This window comes from Streptomyces sp. NBC_01214, assembly GCF_026340975.1.
Classification (GTDB): Bacteria; Actinomycetota; Actinomycetes; order Streptomycetales; family Streptomycetaceae; genus Streptomyces.
This window is the reverse complement of the sequence record NZ_JAPEOS010000001.1, coordinates 2,372,169-2,395,051: the sequence shown is the minus strand read 5'-3', so window position 1 is coordinate 2,395,051 and position 22,883 is coordinate 2,372,169. Positions and strand designations below refer to the sequence as shown.

The following is a 22,883-nucleotide window of genomic DNA, read 5'->3' as shown; positions in this document are numbered from 1 at the left end:
GTGATCCGTACCGCCGCCCTCGACTCCCTGCCCGTACGGGAAGCCGTGCCCGCGCTCGTCTCGGCGCTGGACGGCCACGGCACTGCGGTGCTCTGCGCCCCGCCCGGCACCGGCAAGACCACGCTGGTGCCGCTGGTGCTGGCCGGACTGGTGGGCGGCGGCCCGCGGCGCCGGGTGGTCGTCGCCGAGCCCCGGCGGATCGCCGCCCGGGCCGCGGCGCGCCGGATGGCCTGGCTGCTGGGCGAACAGGTCGGCGGTGCGGTCGGCTTCACCGTGCGCGGGGAACGGGTGGCGGGTCCGGACACCGTGGTGGAGGTGGTGACCACCGGAGTGCTGCTCCAGCGCCTCCAGCGCGACCAGGAGCTGACCGGGGTGGACGTGGTGGTCCTGGACGAGTGCCACGAGCGGCACCTGGACGCCGACACGGTCGCCGCCTTCCTCCTCGACGTACGGGAGACCCTGCGCCCGGAGCTGCGGCTGGTGGCGGCCTCGGCGACGACGGACTCCGCCGGCTGGGCGCAGGTTCTCGGCCAGGGAGGCCCGGGCGGTGCGCCGGTGGTGGAGGCGGCGGGTGTCTCGTACCCCGTGGAGACGGTCTGGGCCCCGCCGGCCAAGCCGGTGCGGCCCCCGCACGGGATGCGGGTGGACCCGGCGCAGCTGACGCACGTGGCCTCGGTGGTGCGGCGGGCGCTGGCCGAGCGCGACGGCGACGTCCTGTGCTTCCTGCCCGGCGTCGGCGAGATCGCCCGGGTCGCCGGGCAGCTGGGCGGGGTGGACGCGGAGGTGCTCCAGATCCACGGCCGGGCCCCGGCGGCGGTCCAGGACGCGGCGCTCTCCGTCGCCGATCACCGCAGGAGGATCCTTTCCACCGCCGTGGCGGAGTCGAGCCTGACCGTCCCCGGGGTGCGCGTGGTGGTGGACTCCGGGCTGGCCCGCGAGCCCCGCGTGGACCACGCGCGGGGACTGGGCGCACTGGCGACCGTACGGGCGTCCCGCGCGGCCGGGCGGCAGCGGGCGGGCCGGGCCGGGCGCGAGGCGCCGGGCACGGTGTACCGCTGCTGGGCCGAGGCGGAGGACGGCCGGCTGGCCGCGTTCCCCTCGCCGGAGATCCGCATCGCCGACCTGGCGCAGTTCGCCCTGCAGGCCGCCTGCTGGGGCGACCCGGACGCGACCGGGCTGGCCCTGCTGGATCCGCCGCCGGCCGGGGCCATGGCCGCGGCGCGGGAGGTGCTGGTGGCCGTCGGCGCGGTGTCCCCGGCCGGTGCGGTCACCGCGCGCGGGCAGCGGATGGCCCGGCTCGGGCTGCACCCGCGGCTGGCCCGGGCCCTGCTGGACGGCTCCGCCGCGCTCGGTGCCCGCCGGGCGGCGGAGGTGGTGGCCCTGCTGAGCGAGGAGCCGCCGCGGGAGTACGGGGACGACCTGGCCGGCGCCTGGCGGCGGGCCCGCGCGGGCGGCGACGGCTACGCGGCCCGCTGGCGCGCGGAGGCCCGCCGCCTGGAGCGCGCCGTTTCCCCTGCGGGGCGCACCGCCGGAACCGGGGCCGGGGCTGCACCCCGCACCCCGCTCGGGTGCGGCACCGCTGCCGGGGGCCAGCCCCCGGACCCCCGCGCCTCAAACGCCGGCGAGGCTGCTTCTTCAGCCCCTCCGGCGTCCGAGCCGCGGGGTGCGGGGCGGAGTCCCGGCGGCGCAGCCGCACCCGATGACCTCGCCGCCGGGCTCATCGCCGCCCTCGGGTTCCCCGAGCGGGTGGCGAAAGCCAGGGGCGAGGGGGCCCTCCTCATGGCCAACGGCACCGCGGCCGAGCTCGGCGACGGCTCCCGGCTGCGCAGCGCGCCCTGGCTGGCCGTCGCCGTCGCCGACAGGCCCCCGCATGCCGCGTCCGCCCGGGTCCGGCTCGGCGCCGTCATCGACGAGGACACCGCCCGCGCCGCCGCCTCGCACCTGCTCACCGCGGGGGAAGAGGTCCGCTGGGAGGACGGCGACCTCATCGCCCGCGCCGCCGAGCGGCTCGGGGCGATCGAACTGTCCGCACGTCCGTTGCGCACCCCCGACCCCGCGCTCGTCCGGGCCGCTCTCCTCGACGGGCTGCGCGCCGAAGGGCTCGGCCTGCTGCGCTGGTCCCCGGACGCGCTGACCCTCCGGGCCCGCCTCGGCTTCCTGCACCGCACGCTCGGCGGAGCCTGGCCCGACGTGGCCGACGACCGGGCCCTGCTGGAGCGGGCCGACGACTGGTTGGAGCCGGAGCTGTCCCGGGCCCGGCGCCGCGCCGACCTCGGGCGGATCGACGCCGGGCAGGCCCTGAACCGGCTGCTGCCGTGGGCCACCGGGGAGGCCGTCCGACTGGACGAGCTGGCTCCGGAACGCCTGGAGGTGCCCAGCGGATCCCGGATCCGGGTGGACTACGCCGCCGAACACGGCCAGCCGGTGCTCGCGGTGAAGCTGCAGGAGCTGTTCGGGCTGGCCGAGACCCCGCGGGTGGCGGGCGTACCGGTGCTGGTGCACCTGCTGTCGCCGGCCGGCCGGCCCGCCGCGGTCACCGCCGACCTCGCCTCCTTCTGGCAGGGCGCCTACCGGGCCGTGCGCGCGGAACTGCGCGGGCGCTATCCCAAGCACCCCTGGCCCGAGGACCCGGCCACCGCCGAGCCCACCCGGCACACGAACGCCCGGCTCAGGCGCTGACGCGGCGGCCGCGGGCCTCCAGCCACAGCGCCACGCCGAGCAGTACGAGCCCGCCGGCGGCCAGGCCGATCGGCGCGTAGGTGTGCAGGGCGAGGACCTTCGTACGGTTCGACCTGACGAGGTCGACCGTGTAGTCGGAGTAGTCCTCGCGCATGGTGACGTGTCCGGCGAAGGCGGTCAGCTTGCCGTCGGGGCCGCCGGCCGCGATGCCGCCGCGCATCTCCTGCTGGATGTCCTGCTCGGCGTTGACGGGCGCGCCGGTCACCGGGTCGACCCAGAACCTCGCCTTGACCGTGTACCAGAGGGTGGTGCCGGTGGCCGCCTCGATCGTCGACGGGTCGATGCCCTCGATCGGCATCTTCTTGGGCATGGGGACCTTGGTCCACGGGACGGTCTGCTCGAAGTAGTAGACGTCCATGCCCTTGAACGTGCGCGGCCCGACGTAGTGGATCGGCGAGGAGGTGCGGGTCTGCGCGTCGAAGTAGAGGTAGTCGCGCGGCTCGGTGAAGAAGGGCCACTTGAACTCGATGCCCTCGCGCTTGACCGGGTCCCCGTCGACCATCTCCCCGGTGGCGTGGACCGGGTCCTGGGTGTGCGCGTCGAAGATGTAGCGCTCGGGGATCTGGGAGACCATCTTCCCGTCCGGGCCGATGATGTAGGACAGGGTGTCCCAGACGACGACGTCCTTGCCCGCGCTCGCCTCTATCTCCTTCGACGCCTCGACGTTGCCCTTGAGGGTTTGGACGATGGTGACCTTGTCGACCTTCTTCGGCTGCATGCCGCCGGTGTAGTCGAGGAGCGTGGCGTCCTTCGCCTCCAGGACCATCTCCTGGTACTGGTTCGGCGGGATCTTGGCGAGGCGGGGATACGCGTACCAGCGCAGCAGCGGCGCGAGGGCCGCGCAGAACACGGCGAGGGCCAGCAGGACAAGACTCGCTCTGCGTCGCACGGCCGGGCCCTCCTCTACTTTCCGGGCGCGGGGGGCGCGGTGGTGAGCAGGGGCTTGGGTGAGGTCTCGCCTTCGGGCACCCCGAACGCCGTGATGGCGAACACGAGGGCCAGCGCGGCCGCGAGGCCGATGGCGGCGGCGACGAATGCGCGCATGCCGGGGCTCCGAAATCTGATGAGGCGTCAGAGATGGGGCACCGTAGCAACGCGGGGGCGAGATGAGAACCGTTCGGCGTGATCCGCGGGACCGGGCCCTGCTACGAGGGGCGGTCGCTCAGGCGGTCGTGGATCGCGCGCAGCCAGGGTTCGCGGACGGCGGGCAGCCGGGACAGGGTGTGCAGGAGCACGCGCGCGTCGGGGCGGAGGACTCCCCAGGGGTGGTGGGGCAGCGGATCGTCGCGCAGGACTCCGTCGGGAAGCACGCCGGTCGCGGGGACCAGCCGCCGGTCGTCGTGGAAGGCCAGGTACGTCCAGACGTCGGCGGCGAGCGGCACGGCCCCGGCGGCGCCGGGCGGTGGCTCCCAGGCTTCGCCCGTCTGCGGGTGCTGCGGGACGAGGACGATGTCGGTGGCGGGAGCGGGCAGGCCCGGTCCGGCCAGGGCCAGGGTCTTCGCCGTCGGCCCGGCCGGGAGCAGCCCGTCGAGAGCGCGGCCGAAGGCGGTCGCGAGGGGGCCGGCGGGGACGCTGACGCGGTTGCCTCCCGAGGCGGCCAGGAGGTGGGCCAGGGCGACCGCCACGGCCGCCTGCCACTGCGGGCTCCAGCGGCCGGGCGGTTCGATCGGCGGTGCGGGCTCCCGGTCACGGATGATCTCGGCCCAGTCGGCGGTCGGGTCGGGGCCGCCGGAGGGGATCCGGTGCACGGCGGTCGGGTCGAGCCGCACCACCTGCCAGAACGTGCAGTCGTCCATGCGGGTGGCCACCGCCCGGCCGCACTGCGCGCAGGCCAGGTTCGGGCCGGCCCGCCCGTCCAGGCCCAGGCAGTAGCCGTCGCAGCGTTCGGGGATCAGGACGGTGCCGCGGGTGTCGCCCGGCGCGACGAGGATCGCGCCCGGCAGCCCGGAGGAGAGGGCGGGGACCGGGGCGAACACGCCGCGGGCGGCCGCCTCGTCGGCCCCGATCGCGTCCCACGGCCGCCAGGGCGGGCCGGAGGGCTCCGGGTCGACGGCGTAGGTGCCCTGTTCCATCAGGGCGGGCAGTAGATCGTGCCCGTAGCGCTGGTGCGTGCGGACGGGAAGCGCGACCCGCGTCAGGGAGGCCGTCAGCCCGGCTCCGCACCCCGCACATGCGAACACATCGGCCATGCACCCTCCCCCAGCCCCTGAACTGGGGAATTATCAAGGGGAGGGTCACCGGCCGCCAACTCCTTTTGCCCTAGGGGGTACCGGTCGCGCTCGCGCTCGCGCTCGAGGTGGGCGTCGGGGTCCGGCTCGGCGTCGGCGTGGGCGTCGGACGCTGGGTCGGCTTGGAGCTCGCCGTCGGGCTGGGCTTCGGCGACGGGGTCACGGTCGGACTGGGCTTCGGAGTGGGAGTCGGCGTAGGCGTAGGCGTGGGCGTGGGCGTCGGGGTGGGCTTCGGGTCCGGCGTCGGAGTCGGCGTCGGGGTGGGAGTCGGCGTAGGCGTAGGCGAGGGCTTCGGGGTGGGAGTCGGCGTGGGCTTCGGGGTGGGAGTCGGCGTCGGCTTCGGGGTGGGGCTCGGGGGCTGCGTCGTGGGGCTCGGGGGCTGCGTCGCGGGCGTGCCCGGTCCCGTAGCGGGCCGGTCCGGGACCTCGTGCGTCCCCTTCAGGTAGTACGTGAACCAGGACCGCACCGTGCGCAGGTACTCCGTGGAGCGGTTGTAGGAGAGCACGGCCCGGTCCAGGTCCGCGTCCACCCGCAGGTCGCGGCTGCCCGCGCACAGGTAACGGGCGGCCGCCAGGGCCGCGTCGTGCACGTTGTTCGGGTTGCGCCGGCCGTCGCCGTCCGCGTCCTGGCCCCACGCCGCCCACGTGGAGGGGATGAACTGCATCGGCCCGACCGCCCGGTCGTAGCGGGAGTCCCCGTCGTAGGCTCCGCCGTCCGTGTCCGAGATGTTCGCGAAGCCGTTGCCGTCGAGCACCGGCCCCAGGATCGGCCGCAGCGTGGTCCCGGCCGCGTCGACCTGCCCGCCGCGCGCCTGCCCGGACTCCACCTTGCCGATCGCCGCGAGGAGTTGCCAGCGCAGTCCGCAGCCCGGGTCGCTCCGCCCGACCTTCTGCTCCGCGCCCTGGTACGCCGCGAGCACGCTCGCCGGTATCCCCTGCGCCCCTTCCGCCGGCCCGGTCACGACCGACGCCGGTGCGGCCTGCGGGCCCGTCGGCACCTGCGCCTGCGGCTGTGGCTGCGGCGCCGCCCCCTCCTCCGGCAGCAGTACGTCCGGCGGCTGCGGGCTCACCAGCGGCGGGAGTTCGGTGAAGTACGCGGAGTCGCCGCCGGCCGTGTCCGCGGCCGGCGGCGACTGCGGCCTCGGCTGCGCGGCTGACTCCCCGGCGGCGGAGAGCCGGTCGGTGCTCCCGCCCGCCGGGCCCTGGGACGCCGTCACCGCGGCGACCACCAGAGCGGAGACCAAGGCGGCCGTCGTTCCCCTGCGCAGCCTGCGTCCGATTATTCGAGCCGACATGAGCCGGACCCCTCCCCCTCGACGTCCGCGTGACCCTACGTCAACTCCCTGCACACAGCACGCAAGGAGGGCGGGAATTCACCACATCCCCACGTTCCGAGGCAGGTCACGGATACTGTCTGGACCCTTCGGGAGCATTGGCCCGAAGTAAGGAACGTCCACAGCACGTCACAGGAGAAGTGTCATGCCGTTCACTCTCAGCCACGCGGCCGCCGTACTTCCGGCCATCCGTCGGACCGGGCGTGCGCGGGGTCCCCTCGTCGCCTCGGCGCTCGTCCTCGGGTCGTTCGCGCCGGACACCTTCTACTTCACGGACGCGGTCGTCGAAGGCGTCCTGACGTACGGGGCCTTCACGCACTCGCTGCCGGGCGTCCTCACGCTGGACGCCATGCTGACGGCCGTCCTGGTGGGGTTCTGGCTCCTGCTGCGCGAGCCGCTGATCGCGCTCCTGCCGCGCGCCTGGCGGGGCAGGGCGTACGCCTTCGTGCGGGGCGAGGCATGGCGCGAGCGTCCCCGGCCGGCCGCGCTCGTCGGCTGGTTCTACGTCTCGGCGGCCCTCGGGTCCCTCACCCACGTGCTCTGGGACAGCTTCACGCACCACGACCGCTGGGGCACGAACGCGCTGCCCGATCTCGCCGAGCCGCTCGCCTACGGCCTGCCGGGCTACTCCTTCCTCCAGTACGGCACTTCGGCCGTCGCCGCATGCGCCCTGCTCTGGTTCGCGGTGACCGCCCTGCGCCGGCTTCCCGCGCTCCCGGCCCCCGCGTCCGTGCCGGTGCTCTCCCGCGCGGAGCTCTGGGGTGCCCTCGCCCTGCTCGTGGTGTGCGTGGCGGCCGGGGTCACCCGGCGCGTGCTGCGCTTCTTCGACTTCTTCGACCGGATCCGTACGCCGCTCGACATCATCCCGACCATCTGCTTCGGCGCGGGCGCCGGACTGACCGTCGCGCTGCTGGTCTACGGGGTCCTCGTGCGGCTGCGGCAGCGCCGCGACCGGACCGGGCGCCCCGCGGACGAGGAAACGCGGACGCCCGTCCCCACCGCCTGAGCAGCGGGGACGGGCGCCGGGCGGGCCGTACGGCGATCAGTGCGCGGCGGACTCCCAGTCCGGGCCGACGCCCACCGACACGTCCAGCGGGGCCCGGAGCTCGACGGCGGCGCCCATCTCGCGCCGCACCAGCTCCTCGACCTGCTCGCGCTCGCCCGGGGCGATCTCCAGCACGATTTCGTCGTGGACCTGGAGCAGCATCCGCGAGCGCAGACCGGCTCCGGCGATCGCCTTGTCCACGCGCAGCATCGCGACCTTGACGATGTCGGCGGCGGTGCCCTGGATGGGGGCGTTGAGCGCCATCCGCTCGGCGGCCTCGCGGCGCTGGCGGTTGTCGCTGTTGAGGTCGGGCAGGTACCGGCGGCGGCCGAAGATCGTCGCCGTGTATCCGGTGGCGCGGGCCTCGTCGACGACCCGGCCGAGGTAGTCGCGGACCCCGCCGAACCGCTCGAAGAAGGTCTCCATCAGGCCGCGCGCCTCGGCGGGCTCGATGTTCAGCTGCTGGGCGAGGCCGAACGCGGAGAGCCCGTAGGCGAGTCCGTACGACATGGCCTTGATCTTGCGGCGCATCTCGGCGTCGACCTCGGACCGCTCCACCCCGAACACCTGGGAGGCGACGGTGGTGTGCAGGTCCTCGCCGGTCGCGAACGCCTTGATCAGGCCCTCGTCCTCGGAGAGGTGGGCCATGACGCGCAGCTCGATCTGGCTGTAGTCGGCCGTCATCAGGGACTCGAAGCCCTCGCCGACGACGAAGCCGCGGCGGATGGCACGGCCTTCGTCGGTGCGCACCGGCACGTTCTGCAGGTTGGGGTCGGTGGAGGACAGCCGGCCGGTCGCGGCGACGGTCTGGCTGAAGCTGGTGTGCACCCGGCCGTCGGCGGCGATGGTCTTGACCAGGCCCTCGACGGTGACGCGCAGCTTGGCCTGCTCCCGGTGCCGCAGCATGATCACCGGGAGTTCGTGGTCGGTCTGCGTGGCCAGCCAGGCCAGCGCGTCCGCGTCCGTGGTGTAGCCGGTCTTGGTCTTCTTCGTCTTCGGCAGGTCCAGCTCGCCGAAGAAGACCTCCTGGAGCTGCTTGGGCGAGCCGAGGTTGAACTCGTGGCCGACGGTGGCGTGCGCTTCCTTGACGGCCTGCTGCACGGCCCCGGCGAACTGCTGCTCCATGGCCTCCAGGTGGTCGCGGTCGGCGGCGATGCCGGCGCGCTCCATCCGGGCGAGGACTTCGGAGGTGGGCAGCTCCATGTCGTGGAGCAGCTCCGCGGCGCCGACCTCGGCGAGCTTGTCGGTGAAGGCGTCGCCCAGGTCCAGGACCGCGCGGGCCTGCGCCATCAGGGCCTCGGCCTCGGCGGTCTCGTCGGCGCCGAAGGCCAGCTGCCCGTCGGCGGCGGCGGGCGCCAGCTCACGGTGGAGGTACTCCATGGACAGGGCGTCCAGGGCGAAGGACCGGCGGCCCGGCTTGACCAGGTAGGCGGCGAGCGCGGTGTCCATGGAGACGCCGGCGAGCGTCCAGCCGTGCTCGGGGAAGACCCGCATCAGGCCCTTGGCGTTGTGCACGACCTTGGGCTTCGTCGCGTCGGCGGCCCAGGCCGCGAAGGCCCGCTCGTCCGCCTCGTCCAGCTCGGCGGGTGTGAACCAGGCGGCGGCTCCGCCGGCCGCGGCCAGCGCGATCTCGGTGACGTTGCCCTGGCCCAGCGCCCAGCTGTCGACGGTCGCGATGCCCAGCGGGTCGCCCGCGTGGCTCTCCAGCCACGGCGCCAGCTCGCCCGTGCCCAGCACGGACGCGTCCAGCTCCACGCCGGCCGCCGGAGCCGGGGCCTCCGGGGCGGCCGCGCCCGGGTCCACGGCGAGCAGCCGCTCGCGCAGCGAGGCGTTGCGGATCTCCAGCACGTCCAGCACGCCGAGCATGGCGGTCCGGTCGTAGGGGGCGCGGACCAGGTCGGCCGGGGCCTTGGGCAGCTCCACGTCCTTGACCATCTCGGTCAGGACCCGGTTGAGCTTGACGGCCTCCAGGTGGTCCCGGAAGTTCTGCCCGGCCTTGCCCTTGACCTCCTCGGCGCGCTCCACGAGCTCCGCGAACGACCCGAACTGGGTGATCCACTTGGCCGCGGTCTTCTCACCGACGCCCGGGATGCCCGGCAGGTTGTCGGACGGGTCGCCGCGCAGCGCCGCGAAGTCCGGGTACTGCTGCGGGGTGAGGCCGTACTTCTCCACGACCTTCTCCGGGGTGAACCGGGTGAGCTCGGAGACGCCCTTGGTCGGGTAGAGCACGGTGGTGTGCTCGGAGACGAGCTGGAAGGAGTCGCGGTCGCCGGTGACGATCAGCACGTCGAAGCCGGCCGCCTCCGCCTGCGTCGCCAGCGTCGCGATCACGTCGTCGGCCTCGAAGCCGTCGACCGCGAACCGCGGCACGTGCATCGTGTCGAGCAGCTCGCCGATCAGCTCGACCTGCCCCTTGAACTCGTCGGGGGTCTTGGAGCGGTTCGCCTTGTACTCGGGGAACTCCGTCGAACGCCACGTCTTGCGGGAGACGTCGAACGCCACCGCGAAGTGCGTAGGGGCCTCGTCGCGCAGCGTGTTCGCCAGCATCGACGCGAAACCGTAGATTGCGTTGGTCGGCTGCCCCGTCGCGGTCGTGAAGTTCTCCGCGGGCAGCGCGAAGAACGCCCGGTAGGCCAGGGAGTGCCCGTCCATGAGCATCAGGCGGGGGCGGTCCCCTGCGGTCGTCTGGTCCGTCTTCTTCGATGCTGAATCTGCCACGCACCGATCCTAGGCGCCCCCACCGACAATTCCGGCCCGTCGCCTCCCCCGGCGCATCCTCCCCACCGGACGCCCCCGGCGCACCCGACCGGGGTGCGGTGAGCACCGGACCGCCCTCCCCTGATTCCGTGGTCCGTGCAAGGATCGAAGGACGCGGCTACATGTGCTGCATACGTACGTACGCTCGAAGGGGAGCGCGATGGCGACCAAGCCGCCCACAGGCGATCCGGTACAGGACGCACCGCAGGTCACACCGCCCAAGCACGCGGCCGCAGGGCTGCCTGCGATCGGCCACACCCTGCGGATCGCCCAGCAGCAGATGGGCGTGGCCCGTACCGCCCGCACCCTCCTCAAGGTCAACCAGAAGGACGGCTTCGACTGCCCGGGCTGCGCCTGGCCCGAGGGCGACAAGCGGCACACGGCCGAGTTCTGCGAGAACGGCGCCAAGGCCGTCGCGGAGGAGGCCACGCTGCGCCGGGTCACCCCCGAGTTCTTCGCCGCGCACCCGCTGGCCGATCTGGCCACGCGTTCCGGCTACTGGCTGGGCCAGCAGGGCCGCATCACGCAACCCATGCTCCTGGAGACCGGGGCCGCGCCCGGCGGCGACGACCGGTACGAGCCGGTCAGCTGGGAAGGAGCCTTCGCGATCATCGCCGAAGAGCTGACCGCCCTCGACTCCCCCGACGAGGCCCTCTTCTACACCTCGGGCCGCACCAGCAACGAGGCCGCGTTCCTCTTCCAGCTCTTCGCCCGCGAGTTCGGCACCAACAACCTGCCCGACTGCTCCAACATGTGCCACGAGTCCTCGGGCTCCGCACTGACCGAGACCATCGGCATCGGCAAGGGAAGCGTCTCCCTCGAAGACCTCCACCAAGCCGACCTGATCATCGTCGCCGGACAGAACCCGGGCACCAACCACCCGCGCATGCTCTCCGCCCTGGAGAAGGCCAAGACGTCCGGCGCGAAGATCATCTCGGTGAACCCGCTGCCCGAGGCCGGCACGGAACGGTTCAAGAACCCGCAGACCCCCATCGGCATGTTCAAGGGCACCGCCCTCACCGACCTCTTCCTACAGATCCGCATCGGCGGCGACCAGGCCCTCTTCCGCCTCCTCAACAAGCTCGTCATCGAGACGGAGGGCGCCACCGACGAGGCCTTCATACGCGAGCACACCCACGGCTACGAGGAACTCGCGGCCGCCGCGAAGGAAGCCGACTGGGACGAGACCCTCACCGCGACGGGCCTGACCCGCCCCGAGATCGAGCAGGCCCTGGCCATGGTCCTGGCCTCCCAGCGCACCATCGTCTGCTGGGCCATGGGCCTCACCCAGCACAAGCACGCCGTCGCCACCATCCGCGAGGTCGTCAACCTCCTCCTGCTGCGCGGCAACATCGGCCGCCCCGGCGCCGGTGTCTGCCCCGTCCGCGGCCACTCCAACGTCCAGGGCGACCGCACCATGGGCATCTTCGAACGCCCCGCGCCCGCCTTCCTCGACGCACTCGACCGCGAATTCCAGATCACCTCGCCGCGCGGGCACGGCTACGACGTGGTCCGCTCCATCCAGGCCCTGCGCGACGGCAAGGCCAAGGTCCTCTTCGCGATGGGCGGCAACTTCGTCGGCGCCACCCCCGACACCGAGGTCACCGAGGCCGCCATCCGGAGGGCCTCCCTCACCGTGCACGTCTCCACCAAGCTCAACCGCTCCCACGCGGTCACCGGCCGGCGGGCCCTGATCCTGCCCACCCTCGGCCGTACCGACAAGGACGTACAGGCGAGCGGCAAGCAGTTCGTGACCGTCGAGGACTCCATGGGCATGGTCCACGCCTCCCGCGGCAACCTCGCCCCCGCCTCCCCGCACCTGCTGTCCGAACCCGCCATCGTGGCCCGCATGGCCCGCGCGGTCCTCGGAGCGGCCTCCGCCACCCCGTGGGAGGAGTTCGAGCGCGACTACGCCTCGATCCGCGAGCGGATCTCCCGCGTGATCCCCGGCTTCGAGGACTTCAACGCCCGCGTCGCCCACCCCGGCGGCTTCCAGCTCCCACACGCCCCGCGCGACGAGCGCCGCTTCCCGACGAAGACCGGCAAGGCCAATTTCACCGCCGCGCCCGTGGAGTACCCGCGGGTCCCGGCAGGACGGCTGCTCCTCCAGACCCTGCGCAGCCACGACCAGTACAACACCACGATCTACGGCCTCGACGACCGCTACCGCGGTATCACCGGCGGCCGCCGCGTGGTCATGGTGAACCCGGCCGACGCGGCCGAGCTGGGCCTGGCCGACGGTTCGTACACGGACCTGGTGAGCGAGTGGAAGGACGGCGTGGAGCGGCGCGCGCCCGGCTTCCGCGTCGTGCACTACCCCACCGCCCGCGGCTGCGCGGCCGCGTACTACCCGGAAACCAACGTGCTGGTCCCGCTGGACTCGACCGCGGACACCAGCAACACCCCAGCCAGCAAGTCCGTCGTCGTGCGCTTCGAACCGGCCTGATAGAACGACCTCAGGACAAGACGGTTAACGAGCGTTGACGAACGGAGCCTGACCCATGGGTGAGCAGCACGCAGTGAAGTTCCCGCAGGAGGTCCTCGACGAGTACGCGGCCCTGGGCATCGACCTGCCCGCGCTGTTCTCGGCCGGAGACCTCGGCGAGCGCATGGACATCCGCATCCTGGAGGCCTCGGCCGACCGCGTCGTCGGCACCATGCCCGTCAAGGGCAACACCCAGCCCTACGGACTGCTGCACGGCGGGGCCTCCGCCGTACTGGCCGAGACCCTCGGCTCGATCGGCGCCATGATGCACGGCGGCATCACCAAGATCGCCGTCGGCGTGGACCTGAACTGCACCCACCACCGGGGCGCCCGCTCCGGCATCGTCACCGGCGTCGCCACCCCGGTGCACCGCGGCCGCTCGACCACCACCTTCGAGATCGTCATCACCGACGAGCAGGACAAGCGGATCTGCACCGCCCGCCTGACCTGCCTGCTGCGCGACGCCGACCAGGTGGCCGCGGGGGCCTGACCCCCGACCGGTTTGGGTGCCGTGCCGCAGGACCGCCCGGGCCCCGGGGCTCAGGCGGTCCCTTCCCGGGCGGGATGCAGGCGCCAGCGCAGCTCCTTCACCGCGTCCGCCGCCGCCCGGCGCACCCCCGGATCGGGGTGGCGCAGGAAGCGCCCGACGGCCGGGAGCGCCGCCCGGTCGCCCGTGGCGCCGTGGACGCCCAGGACGTACTCCAGCAGGAGGGGTTCCATGCCGTCCGCCGCGGCGAGCGGCGCGACCACCCGTTGGGGGAGCTCGTAGGGCGCGGTGGCCGTGCAGAGGGCGTGCAGCGCGGACTCCCGCAGCTCGTAGCCCTCGTCGGAGAGCGCGACCGCGACGAGGCGTTCGACGACCCGTACCGCGTCGTTGCGTGCCGCGCCGTCCCGTGCCAGGAGGCCCGTCTCCAGGACGTCACTGACGACTTCGAGGCAGCTGTCGCGCCGCCCCGCATCGGGGGCGTCCAGCTCCTGCCGGGCCGATTCGATCCATGCCGTCGGGCTCTTGGGTCCGGTCACGGCCAGAGCATGGGAGACGACGGCCGGCCGCCCGGCCGACAAGCGCCGGACGGCACGGCACCCGCCAACCGCCCGGAATCCGCCAGTCCGCACGCTTCGCCGTGACATCTGTTGTGTCACCCGTGGTCACCGCCTACCGTCCCCCCATGGGGACCCTGCCACGCACGGCCCGGTACGCCGCCCACACCCTCCTCGCGGCGCTCGCCCTGACCGGATGCTCATCCTCCGCGCCACCCTCCGCGGCGGACTCCACGGCGGGTTCCACGAACCCCTCCAGCCCCGCTCCCCCCTCGCCCGTACAGGTGTGCACGAGCCTCGTGTCCTACTGGGCGAAGGAGACCCTCCTGGGCACGAAATGGTCCGGTCTCGACTGGGAACAGAAGGGCCTGTCCAACGACCAGTACGCGATCCACGAGGATGCGGTGGCCGCAGGGCGCGCCGAGGAGCGAACTGCCGGGCAGGACAAGGCACTTGAGCTGATCGACCGGTTCGTGGCGCAGCGCTGCGCCGACGAGGACGGCGCGATGCGCAGTTCGGAGAACTGGCGCCCGCCGACGTGACCGAGGTCACCGCATTCCCGAGCACGCTGTCCGGCTTCCGGGCACCTGCCCCCACAGGACCGAACCGCAGGTGAAGGGCCGTACCGCCACTCGAACAAGATCCATTCGGATTCGAAACTGCCCTCTTGACCGTTACTCTGCGTAATGCGCGCAAGGGTCGGAATCCGCCTTTTCCCTTAAGAAAGACCACTCGGAGGATTCCTTTGGGCACGCGCAGCCACATTCGGCCGAAAATGATCTAAGACAGGTGCATGAAGGCCTCAAGCCCCTTAGGGGAACAGGTATTTCTCAGGATGCGGACACCCCCCAAGGTAAGAAAACGTCCGATTTGTCCACACTCCCGCTACACATTCTTGGCCTTGGCATAACAAGAGCGTCACATCCTCCTTTCCCTGCTCCCCGTGCTCGCCACCTCGGGCCTAGAGTCACGGCCAGTCACCGCGCCGCAGGGCGCAATCAGCACGGCCGTGGACCTCCCAGTGCGGCCCGGCGACTTAACGGCACCTCTCCACGAGAGAGCCGCGCCAGGGAAAGGAAGAATCGTGCGACACCGTTCTTTGCTCGTCCTCACCACCGTGATCACCACGGGAGCACTGACCCTCACCGCTTGCGGATCGCGCGACGGCGGAGACTCCAAGGACAACGGCGGCGGCAAGAAGACCACCGTCGTCATCGGTGTGGACGCCCCGCTCACGGGCTCGCTCTCCGCGCTCGGCCAGGGCATCAAGAACTCCGTCGACCTCGCGGCCAAGACGGCCAACAAGAACAACGAGGTCCCGGGCATCGAGTTCAAGGTCGAGGCCCTCGACGACCAGGCGGTCCCCGCCTCCGGTCAGGCCAACGCCACCAAGCTCGTCGGCAACAAGGACGTCATCGGCGTCGTCGGCCCGCTGAACTCCGGCGTCGCCCAGCAGATGCAGGGCGTCTTCGGCACCGCCAACCTGGCGCAGGTCTCCCCCGCCAACACCAACCCCTCGCTCAGCCAGGGCGACAACTGGGGCAAGGGCGAGTTCAAGCGCGGCTTCAAGACCTACTTCCGCACCGCCGCCACCGACGTGGTCCAGGGCAAGTTCGCCGCCCAGTACCTCTTCAAGGACGCCGGCAAGAAGAAGGTCTTCATCGTCGACGACAAGCAGACCTACGGCGCCGGCCTCGCCGCGATCTTCGCCGACGAGTTCAAGAAGCTCGGCGGCGAGGTCGTCGGCACCGACCACGTCACCGTGAAGGAGACCGACTTCTCCTCCACCGCCGACAAGGTCAAGTCCTCCGGCGCCGACTCCGTCTACTTCGGCGGCCAGTACCCCGAGGGCGGCCTGCTCGCCGACCAGATCAAGAAGACCGGCGCCAACGTCCCCCTCATGGGCGGCGACGGCATCCAGGACCCGGCCTTCATCAGCGCCTCCGGTGAGGCCAACGAGGGCGACCTCGCCACCTCCATCGGCTACCCGGTCGAGAAGCTCCCCACCGCCAAGAAGTTCATCGAGGACTACAAGGCCGAGGGCTACAAGGACCCGTACGCCGCCTACGGTGGCTACTCCTACGACGCCGGCTGGGCCGTCATCCAGGCCGTCAAGGCCGTCGCCGCCGCCAACAGCGGCAAGCTGCCCACCGACGCCCGTGCCAAGGTCGTCGAGGCGCTCGGCAAGGTCTCCTTCGAGGGCGTGACCGGCAAGGTCGCCTTCGACGAGTACGGCGACACCACCAACAAGCAGCTCACCGTCTACAAGGTCGAGGGCGGCAAGTGGGTCGACGTCAAGAGCGACACCTTCAACCAGTAAGCCCGTAACCCCCAGCAACACCCGCACCACCTGAACCAACGCCGCGCGAGGGCGCAAACAGCGCCCTCGCGCGGAGTCTTATCCGACACGCTCATCGGAGGCCCTGCGGTGCACGAACTGCCGCAACAGCTGGCCAACGGCCTGGCCCTCGGTGCTCTCTATGGCCTCATCGCCATCGGGTACACCATGGTCTACGGCATCGTCCAGCTCATCAACTTCGCCCACGGCGAGATCTTCATGATCGGCGGCTTCGGCGCGCTCAGCGCCTACGCCATCCTCCCGACCGGCACCTCCCTGCTGATCGCGATACCCGTCATGATCGTTGGAGGTGCCGCCACCTCCGTCGCCGTGGCCTGCGCAGCCGAACGCTTCGCCTACCGCCCACTGCGCAGCGCCCCCCGGCTCGCACCCCTCATCACCGCAATCGGCCTCTCGATCGCGCTCCAGCAGCTCGTCTGGCAGTTCTACCCGGACGCCAAGAAGGCCGTCAGCTTCCCTGAGTTCAAGGGCGCAGCCTTCAAGATCACCGACAGCCTCGCCATCCAGCGCGCGGACCTCTTCGTCCTCATCCTCGCCCCGCTCTGCATGCTCGCCCTCGGCGTCTTCGTCCAGAAGAGCCGCAGCGGCCGCGCCATGCAGGCCACCGCGCAGGACCCGGACACCGCGAAGCTGATGGGCATCAACACCGACCGCATCATCGTCATGGCCTTCGCCATCGGTGCCGCGTTCGCCGCCGTCGCCGCCGTCGCCTACGGCCTCGACAAGGGCCAGATCAACTTCGAGATGGGCTTCATCCTCGGCCTCAAGGCGTTCACCGCAGCCGTCCTCGGCGGCATCGGCAACATCTACGGAGCCATGGTCGGCGGCGTCGTCCTCGGCCTCGCCGAGGCCCTGTCGATCGCCTACATCGAAGAAATCCCCGGCATGTCGCAGCTCGGCGGTGGCGCCTGGTCCAACGTCTGGGCCTTCGTACTCCTCATCGTCGTCCTCCTCGTGCGGCCACAAGGCCTGCTCGGTGAGCGCGTCGCGGATCGGGCGTGAGAACCATGACCACCAACACCACCCCGCAGACCGCCGACACGGTGAAGCAGGGCCCCGCGCCCACCACCCTCCTCTACGCGGTCATCGCCGGCAGCCTCCTCGCCATCGTCAGCGCCTTCCTCGCGTGGACCTGGACCGCCGAATTCCCCGGTGACCTGACCTACTACGGCAGCCCCGCCGACCTCCAGTACGTCACCCTCGCCGGATCCGCCCTCACCCTCGCCTACGCGCTCTCCGCGCTCGGCGTCAAGGGCTTCCGCTGGCTCGCCCCCAACGGCACCCGCAAGGCCCTCGGGTTCCTCGCCATCGGCAACTTCATCGCCACCAAGTTCACGGTCGTCTCCATCACCGTCGTCCTCGGCGGAGTCGTCAACCTGGAACCCGGCGCCTACGTCGCCCTCGTCGGCTCCCTCGTCGCGGCCCTCGCCGCGTACAAGCTCCCCGACGACACCCGCAAGGCGGCCCCCGCCAAGCAGCTGCCCTCCTGGGCCGAGATCCTCATCATCACCGGCGTCTTCGCCATCGGCCTCTTCGTCATCACCTTCGGCATCGACACCGATGACAAGGAACCGCAGCTCTTCGTCGCCTACCTGCTCACCGTCGGCTTCGCGGCCCTCGCCCTTCTCAAGGCCGGCCTCTTCGACCGCCTCGGGCTCCTCACCGCCAAGTACCGCCAGGTCACCCTGATCGGCACCGCGGCCGCCGCGATCGCCTTCCCGTTCATCCAGCAGAGCGGCGACACCTACACGCTCATCGCGGTCAACATCCTGATCTTCGCGACCGTCGCCCTCGGCCTCAACGTCGTCGTGGGCCTCGCCGGCCTCCTCGACCTCGGCTACGTCGCCTTCCTCGGCGTCGGCGCCTACGCGGCCGCCCTGGTCTCCGGAAGCACCGCATCCGCCTTCGGCATCCACCTGCCCTTCTGGGCAGCGGTCATCGTCGGCGCCCTCGCCTCGCTCATCTTCGGCGTGGTCATCGGAGCCCCGACCCTGCGCCTGCGCGGCGACTACCTCGCCATCGTCACCCTCGGCTTCGGAGAAATCTTCCGCATCGCCATGGGCAACCTCGACGGCACCTCCGGCCCGGACATCACCAACGGCCCCAACGGCATCCCCAACATCCCCCACCTCGAACTCTTCGGGTGGAACTTCGGGGAATCCCACGTGGTCGGCGGCATCACCCTCGGCGCCTACGCCAACTACTACTTCCTGATGCTGCTCGTCATGGCCCTGGTCGTCGTGGTCTTCGCCCGCGCCGGAAGCAGCCGCATCGGCCGCGCCTGGGTCGCCATCCGCGAGGACGAGACCGCCGCCGAAGCCATGGGCATCAACGGCTTCAAGGTCAAGCTCATCGCCTTCGCCCTCGGCGCCACCCTCGCCGGCCTCGCCGGCACCGTCCAGGCACACGTCAACAGCACGGTCGTCCCCGAGAACTACGTCTTCGCCGGGCCCGTCCCGCCGAACTCCGCGTTCCTCCTCGCCGCCGTCATCCTCGGCGGCATGGGCACCATCCGCGGCCCCATCCTCGGCGCCGCACTGCTCTTCCTGATCCCCGCGAAGCTGGCCTTCCTCCAGGACTACCAGCTCCTCGCGTTCGGCATCGCCCTCATCCTGCTCATGCGCTTCCGCCCCGAAGGCCTCATCGCCAACAAGCGCGCGCAGCTCGAGTTCCACGACGACACCGCTGACCAGGCCCCCACGGACCTGGCCACCGCCAAGGCGGGGGCGTGAACAACATGACGACCACCACGGACACCACCACCAAGACCACGGTTCTCGAAGCCAAGGGCGTCACCATGCGCTTCGGCGGCCTCACCGCCGTCAAGGGCGTCGACCTCCAGGTCAACTCGGGCGAGATCGTCGGACTCATCGGCCCCAACGGCGCCGGCAAGACCACCTTCTTCAACTGCCTCACCGGGCTGTACGTCCCCACCGAGGGATCCGTCAGCTACAAGGGCACCGTCCTGCCTCCCAAGCCCCACAAGGTCACCGAGGCCGGCATCGCCCGCACCTTCCAGAACATCCGGCTCTTCCACAACATGACCGTGCTGGAGAACGTCCTCGTCGGACGCCACACCCGCACCAAGGAAGGCCTCTGGTCCGCACTGCTGCGCGGCCCCGGCTTCAAGAAGGCCGAAGCCGCCAGCGAAGCGCGCGCCATGGAACTCCTCGAGTTCATCGGCCTGGAGAACAAGGCCCAGCACCTGGCCAAGAACCTCCCCTACGGCGAACAGCGCAAGCTGGAAATCGCCCGCGCCCTCGCCAGCGACCCCGGCCTCATCCTCCTGGACGAGCCCACCGCCGGCATGAACCCGCAGGAAACCCGCGCTGCCGAAGAACTCATCTTCGCCATCCGCGACATGGGCATCGCCGTCCTCGTCATCGAGCACGACATGCGCTTCATCTTCAACCTCTGCGACCGCGTCGCCTGCCTCGTCCAGGGCGAAAAGCTCATCGAAGGCACCGCGTCCGAGGTCCAGGGCGACGAGCGCGTCATCGCCGCCTACCTCGGCGAGCCCTTCGAGGGCGACCCGGGCGCCGCCGACGACGCCGCGGTCGAGGCGGCCGAAGCCGCCGCCGAAGCCGCAGCACCGGCCGAGGTTGAGGCCGAAGCCGAGGTTGAGGCCGAAGCCGAGGTTGAGGCCGAAGCCGAGACGGAGGCCGAAGCCGAGACGGAGGCCGTCGAAGCCGAAGCCGAAGCCACCGAGGCCGACGCCGCGCCCGAAGCGGAGGCGGACGCCGACGGCGACACCGACGCCCCGGCCGACACCGACTCGGACAGCACCACCAGCACCACCAGCACGGAAGGAGAGGCCAAGTGACCGCACTGCTCAAGGTCGAAGACCTCAAGGTCGCCTACGGCAAGATCGAAGCCGTCAAGGGAATCTCCTTCGAAGTCAACGAAGGCGAAATCGTCTGCCTCGTCGGCACCAACGGCGCCGGCAAGACGACCACCCTGCGCACCCTCTCCGGGCTCATCAAGCCCAAGAGCGGCAGCATCACCTTCGACGGCCAGCCCCTCGCCGCCGTCCCCGCCCACAAGATCGTCTCCCTGGGCCTCGCCCACTCCCCCGAGGGACGCCACATCTTCCCCCGGCTGACGATCGCCGAAAACCTCCAGCTCGGCGCCTTCCTGCGCACCGACAAGGAGGGCATCGAGCAGGACGTCCAGCGCGCCTACGAGATGTTCCCCATCCTGGGCGAGCGTCGCAAGCAGGCCGCCGGCACCCTCTCGGGCGGTGAGCAGCAGATGCTCGCCATGGGCCGCGCGCTCATGTCCCGTCCCAAGCTCCTGATGCTGGACGAGCCCTCCATGGGCCTGTCCCCGCTGATGATGCAGAAGATCATGGCGACCATCAAGGACCTCAAGGCTTCGGGCATGACCATCCTGCTCGTCGAGCAGAACGCCCAGGCGGCGCTCTCGCTCTCCGACAGCGCGCACGTGATGGAGATCGGCAAGATCGTTCTCTCGGGCACCGGCCGCGACCTCCTCCACAACGAGGACGTCCGCAAGGCCTACCTCGGCGAGGACTGACACAACGTGTGAGGCCCGCCTCCCCTCGGGGGGAGGCGGGCCTCACGCATGTCCGGGGGCGGCTACTTGCCGCTCTCCTTCTTCTTCGCCTCGGCGTCCTCGATGACCACCTCGGCGACCTGCTGCATGGACATCCGGCGGTCCATGGACGACTTCTGGATCCAACGGAAGGCGGCGGGCTCCGTGAGCCCGTACTGCGTCTGCAGGATGCTCTTCGCCCGGTCCACCAGCTTGCGGGTCTCCAGCCGCTGCGAGAGGTCGGCGACCTCCTGCTCCAGGGCGCGCAGCTCCGCGAAGCGGGAGACGGCCATCTCGATGGCCGGCACCACGTCGCTCTTGCTGAACGGCTTCACGAGGTACGCCATGGCCCCGGCGTCCCGGGCCCGCTCGACGAGGTCGCGCTGCGAGAACGCGGTGAGCATCAGGACGGGCGCGATGGACTCCTCCGCGATCTTCTCGGCCGCGGAGATCCCGTCCAGGACGGGCATCTTCACGTCGAGGATCACCAGGTCGGGACGGTGCTCGCGCGCGAGCTCGACGGCCGTCTGGCCGTCGCCGGCCTCGCCGACGACGGAATAGCCCTCTTCTTCGAGCATCTCTTTGAGATCGAGACGGATGAGCGCCTCGTCCTCGGCGATGACGACCCGGGTCGTCAGCGGCGGAACGTGCGACTGGTCGGCGTCGGGCGTGGGCGTCGACTCGTGCTCGGCGGTCACGGATGCTCCTCTTTGCGGGGCTCTGCTGCTTGGATGAGCCTACCTAGCAGCGCCGCCGCGTGGTCACCGGGTACACTCCGACATGCAACCCTGCCGGGTTGGTGGAATGGCATACACGGATGTCTCAAACACATCTGCCCGTGAGGGCTTGCGGGTTCGAGTCCCGCACCCGGCACAGTAACCCGAAAGCGGACGTTCACCATCGCGTGAACGTCCGCTTTTTGCTACGTGCGGCAACCCATGGTCACGCACAGTTGTTCCATGGAGTTCCACAGCCTCGAAGTACGTCGAACGGCCCTATCCCTCTTGCGCGGCGGCGCGAGAAACGCGGACGTTGCACGCCACCTCAATGTCCCGCTCGGAACCGTCAGCTATTGGAAGCACATAGACCGCTCCAAACGCGGAGAGCCGATTGCCATCCGCCCGTCACTCTTGTGCCCCCGCTGTGACGGACGACTTCTGGAGCACCCTGCCTACGCGTACCTCCTAGGCCTCTACCTCGGTGACGGACACATCAGCCACTACGCGAAACACCGGGTACCAAGCCTGATGATCACCTTGGACGATAAGTGGCCCGGCATCCAGGACGAGGCAGAAGCCGCACTGCACGCCGTCTTTCCGCACAACGCAACGTGCCGTGTGCGAACCGTGGGAGCACGCAACACCAAGGTGTACTTCAAGCACCTGCCGTGCCTGTTCCCGCAGCACGGGCCCGGGAAGAAGCACGAGCGGCGGATCATCCTTGAGGGCTGGCAGCAGGAGATCGTGGACGCCCATCCGTGGGACTTCCTGCGGGGGCTGATCCACTCCGACGGGTGTCGGATCACCAACTGGACGGTCCGCAACGGCAAGCGCTACGAGTACCCGCGGTACTTCTTCACCAACAAGTCCGACGACATCCGCAGGCTCTGTACCGACACCCTCACCAAGGTCGGGGTCCGGTGGACCGTGTTGGCCCGGGGCAGCGATCCGTTCAACGTGTCCGTCGCGCGGAAGGACTCCGTCGCCCTCATGGACGCCCACATCGGGCCGAAGTACTAGGGCCCGTCCGGCGGACCCCGCCGGATGGTAAAACGCCTCGACAGCGGTCGTGTTCATCGGGGACGCTTCGCGTGATGACCAGAATCGACGACACACCGCCCGCGTGGGACGAGCGCACCCAGCTCACCACGTTCCTCGACTATGCCCGTGACACCGCCCGCGCCAAGTGCGACGGCGTCTCCGCGGAGAACGCCCGCAGGGCGCTCCTGCCGGGCTCACCGCTGATGACGATGAGCGGTTTGATCAACCACCTCCGCTGGGTCGAGTACTACTGGTTCCAGGTGGTCTTCCTCGGTGAGGAGGACCGGGGACCCTGGACGGAGGAGGACCCCGACCGCGAGATGCGCGTGGCCGTCGACTTCCCGCTCGCGCAGTTGCTCGACGAATACGCCGAACAGAGCGCCGGGTACCGCGAGCTGGTCGCCGGGAGCGGCCTGGGCGACCGGGCGAAGCGGGCGGTCCGCGACGGCCTCCACGTCGACCTGCGCTGGATCCTCCTTCACCTCACGGAGGAGACGGCGCGCCACAACGGTCACCTGGACATCCTGCGCGAGATGCTCGACGGCACGACCGGCGACTAGGGCCGGACTGGCCCTGGGTGCC

At 71.0% G+C, this 22,883-nt stretch carries 19 protein-coding genes and 1 tRNA gene; 13 read left to right on the top strand and 7 right to left on the bottom strand.

Translation table 11 applies throughout. The features are described from left to right. Positions 1-2,679 (top strand): ATP-dependent RNA helicase, encoded by a 2,679-nt coding sequence (locus tag OG594_RS11505; RefSeq protein WP_266597837.1) that lies wholly within the window; start codon positions 1-3, stop codon positions 2,677-2,679. Here the strand turns inward: OG594_RS11505 and OG594_RS11500 are convergent. The 4 genes from OG594_RS11500 to OG594_RS11485 form a co-directional block, all read right to left on the bottom strand. After that, positions 2,669-3,628 (bottom strand): DUF3068 domain-containing protein, encoded by a 960-nt coding sequence (locus OG594_RS11500; protein WP_266597835.1) that lies wholly within the window; start codon positions 3,626-3,628, stop codon positions 2,669-2,671. The genes OG594_RS11505 and OG594_RS11500 overlap by 11 nt on opposite strands. A gap of 14 nt (positions 3,629-3,642) precedes the next feature. Continuing rightward, positions 3,643-3,783, bottom strand: coding sequence for an SPW_0924 family protein (locus OG594_RS11495; RefSeq protein WP_150256957.1), 141 nt, complete (start codon positions 3,781-3,783; stop codon positions 3,643-3,645). Positions 3,784-3,884: 101 nt separating this feature from the next. Beyond that, positions 3,885-4,928, bottom strand: coding sequence for a hypothetical protein (locus OG594_RS11490; RefSeq protein WP_266597833.1), 1,044 nt, complete (start codon positions 4,926-4,928; stop codon positions 3,885-3,887). A 70-nt stretch (positions 4,929-4,998) separates the two neighbouring features. Next, positions 4,999-6,261 carry a lytic transglycosylase domain-containing protein gene (locus OG594_RS11485; RefSeq protein ID WP_266597831.1) on the bottom strand — a complete coding sequence of 421 codons (1,263 nt, stop codon included), beginning with the start codon at positions 6,259-6,261 and terminating at the stop codon, positions 4,999-5,001. 184 nt (positions 6,262-6,445) lie between these two features. Here OG594_RS11485 and OG594_RS11480 point away from each other — a divergent pair, with 184 nt between their 5' ends. Next, complete coding sequence (locus OG594_RS11480) at positions 6,446-7,306, top strand: DUF4184 family protein (protein ID WP_266597829.1); 861 nt, start codon at positions 6,446-6,448, stop codon at positions 7,304-7,306. Positions 7,307-7,342: 36 nt separating this feature from the next. Here OG594_RS11480 and polA read toward each other — a convergent pair whose 3' ends face one another. Beyond that, positions 7,343-10,063: a DNA polymerase I gene (polA, locus tag OG594_RS11475; protein WP_266597827.1), complete on the bottom strand. Its 2,721-nt coding sequence runs from the start codon at positions 10,061-10,063 to the stop codon at positions 7,343-7,345. Positions 10,064-10,262: 199 nt separating this feature from the next. Between polA and OG594_RS11470 the strand changes: the two genes are divergently transcribed. Together OG594_RS11470 and OG594_RS11465 are read left to right on the top strand one after the other, a co-directional pair. After that, the gene (locus OG594_RS11470) at positions 10,263-12,548 is read left to right on the top strand and encodes an FdhF/YdeP family oxidoreductase (protein WP_266597825.1); all 2,286 of its coding nucleotides are present in this window, start codon (positions 10,263-10,265) and stop codon (positions 12,546-12,548) included. 55 nt (positions 12,549-12,603) lie between these two features. Next, complete coding sequence (locus tag OG594_RS11465) at positions 12,604-13,077, top strand: PaaI family thioesterase (RefSeq protein WP_266597823.1); 474 nt, start codon at positions 12,604-12,606, stop codon at positions 13,075-13,077. 50 nt (positions 13,078-13,127) lie between these two features. Here OG594_RS11465 and OG594_RS11460 read toward each other — a convergent pair whose 3' ends face one another. Next, the gene (locus OG594_RS11460; protein ID WP_266597821.1) at positions 13,128-13,610 is read right to left on the bottom strand and encodes a hypothetical protein; all 483 of its coding nucleotides are present in this window, start codon (positions 13,608-13,610) and stop codon (positions 13,128-13,130) included. Positions 13,611-13,756: 146 nt separating this feature from the next. On the opposite strand from OG594_RS11460, the gene OG594_RS11455 reads away from it, so the two are divergent. From OG594_RS11455 to OG594_RS11430, 6 genes are all read left to right on the top strand, one after another. Then, the gene (locus OG594_RS11455; RefSeq protein WP_266597819.1) at positions 13,757-14,170 is read left to right on the top strand and encodes a hypothetical protein; all 414 of its coding nucleotides are present in this window, start codon (positions 13,757-13,759) and stop codon (positions 14,168-14,170) included. Between the two features lie 542 nt (positions 14,171-14,712). Then, a complete protein-coding gene (locus OG594_RS11450) occupies positions 14,713-15,948 on the top strand; it encodes a branched-chain amino acid ABC transporter substrate-binding protein (protein WP_266597817.1) in 1,236 nt (411 codons plus the stop codon). 108 nt (positions 15,949-16,056) lie between these two features. Continuing rightward, positions 16,057-16,989, top strand: coding sequence for a branched-chain amino acid ABC transporter permease (locus OG594_RS11445; protein WP_266597815.1), 933 nt, complete (start codon positions 16,057-16,059; stop codon positions 16,987-16,989). Positions 16,990-16,994: 5 nt separating this feature from the next. Next, entirely contained in the window at positions 16,995-18,719 is a 1,725-nt protein-coding gene (locus OG594_RS11440; RefSeq protein WP_266597813.1) for a branched-chain amino acid ABC transporter permease, read from the top strand. Positions 18,720-18,724: 5 nt separating this feature from the next. Further along, complete coding sequence (locus OG594_RS11435; RefSeq protein WP_266602813.1) at positions 18,725-19,810, top strand: ABC transporter ATP-binding protein; 1,086 nt, start codon at positions 18,725-18,727, stop codon at positions 19,808-19,810. Beyond that, positions 19,807-20,523 (top strand): ABC transporter ATP-binding protein, encoded by a 717-nt coding sequence (locus OG594_RS11430; protein WP_266597811.1) that lies wholly within the window; start codon positions 19,807-19,809, stop codon positions 20,521-20,523. Before OG594_RS11435 ends, OG594_RS11430 begins: the two co-directional genes overlap by 4 nt. 62 nt (positions 20,524-20,585) lie before the next feature. On the opposite strand, the gene OG594_RS11425 is transcribed toward OG594_RS11430, so the two are convergent. Next, complete coding sequence (locus OG594_RS11425) at positions 20,586-21,239, bottom strand: ANTAR domain-containing response regulator (RefSeq protein WP_030008501.1); 654 nt, start codon at positions 21,237-21,239, stop codon at positions 20,586-20,588. 92 nt (positions 21,240-21,331) lie between these two features. On the opposite strand from OG594_RS11425, the gene OG594_RS11420 reads away from it, so the two are divergent. The 3 genes from OG594_RS11420 to OG594_RS11410 all read left to right on the top strand — a co-directional run bounded on the left by OG594_RS11420 (position 21,332) and on the right by OG594_RS11410 (position 22,861). After that, positions 21,332-21,414, top strand: a tRNA-Leu gene (locus OG594_RS11420). Between the two features lie 86 nt (positions 21,415-21,500). After that, positions 21,501-22,280 carry a helix-turn-helix domain-containing protein gene (locus OG594_RS11415; RefSeq protein WP_266597809.1) on the top strand — a complete coding sequence of 260 codons (780 nt, stop codon included), beginning with the start codon at positions 21,501-21,503 and terminating at the stop codon, positions 22,278-22,280. A 74-nt stretch (positions 22,281-22,354) separates the two neighbouring features. Next, positions 22,355-22,861: a DinB family protein gene (locus tag OG594_RS11410; protein ID WP_266597807.1), complete on the top strand. Its 507-nt coding sequence runs from the start codon at positions 22,355-22,357 to the stop codon at positions 22,859-22,861. Positions 22,862-22,883: the final 22 nt, after the last annotated feature.

What these genes read in the sequence shown, in the direction of transcription:
- OG594_RS11415 (WP_266597809.1), top strand. Translation starts at nt 21,501, where the DNA reads ATGGAGTTCCACAGCCTCGAAGTACGTCGAACGGCCCTATCCCTCTTG.
- OG594_RS11465 (WP_266597823.1), top strand. Translation starts at nt 12,604, where the DNA reads ATGGGTGAGCAGCACGCAGTGAAGTTCCCGCAGGAGGTCCTCGACGAG.
- OG594_RS11490 (WP_266597833.1), bottom strand. Translation starts at nt 4,928, where the DNA reads ATGGCCGATGTGTTCGCATGTGCGGGGTGCGGAGCCGGGCTGACGGCC.
- OG594_RS11485 (WP_266597831.1), bottom strand. Translation starts at nt 6,261, where the DNA reads ATGTCGGCTCGAATAATCGGACGCAGGCTGCGCAGGGGAACGACGGCC.
- OG594_RS11495 (WP_150256957.1), bottom strand. Translation starts at nt 3,783, where the DNA reads ATGCGCGCATTCGTCGCCGCCGCCATCGGCCTCGCGGCCGCGCTGGCC.
- OG594_RS11440 (WP_266597813.1), top strand. Translation starts at nt 16,995, where the DNA reads ATGACCACCAACACCACCCCGCAGACCGCCGACACGGTGAAGCAGGGC.
- OG594_RS11435 (WP_266602813.1), top strand. Translation starts at nt 18,725, where the DNA reads ATGACGACCACCACGGACACCACCACCAAGACCACGGTTCTCGAAGCC.
- OG594_RS11480 (WP_266597829.1), top strand. Translation starts at nt 6,446, where the DNA reads ATGCCGTTCACTCTCAGCCACGCGGCCGCCGTACTTCCGGCCATCCGT.
- OG594_RS11470 (WP_266597825.1), top strand. Translation starts at nt 10,263, where the DNA reads ATGGCGACCAAGCCGCCCACAGGCGATCCGGTACAGGACGCACCGCAG.
- OG594_RS11410 (WP_266597807.1), top strand. Translation starts at nt 22,355, where the DNA reads ATGACCAGAATCGACGACACACCGCCCGCGTGGGACGAGCGCACCCAG.
- OG594_RS11455 (WP_266597819.1), top strand. Translation starts at nt 13,757, where the DNA reads ATGGGGACCCTGCCACGCACGGCCCGGTACGCCGCCCACACCCTCCTC.